Annotated in this window: 1 protein-coding gene; it reads left to right on the top strand. The window is 33.6% G+C overall.

Translation table 11 applies throughout. The features are described from left to right. On the top strand, positions 1-244 hold a 244-nt coding region (locus PQG54_RS12365; RefSeq protein ID WP_271807752.1), incomplete at both ends, for a hypothetical protein.

The raw sequence follows: 244 nt of genomic DNA, 5'->3' as shown, positions 1-244 counted from the left end.
TATTTCAAATATAACTCTATCTATGATAATACTGCGACTTCCTCACGCAGATCAATTATAGGTAAGTTTGGTCTGTTTAGTATCGGTATTGCAGCGAATAGCAACTCCAAACTTACGTATAAAGATTATGCAGCAGATACAGAAACAACTTTGATTGATGATATTCAAAAAGACAGATGGCATACACTGGCAATTTCTTGTAAGAACAACATAGCTAGTATTTTTGTGGATGGAGTTAAAAAAG

Source organism: Commensalibacter communis (assembly GCF_947179015.1).
Classification (GTDB): Bacteria; Pseudomonadota; Alphaproteobacteria; order Acetobacterales; family Acetobacteraceae; genus Commensalibacter; species Commensalibacter communis.
Note: the sequence above shows the minus strand (reverse complement) of the source record. Positions and strands in the feature narration are given on the sequence as shown.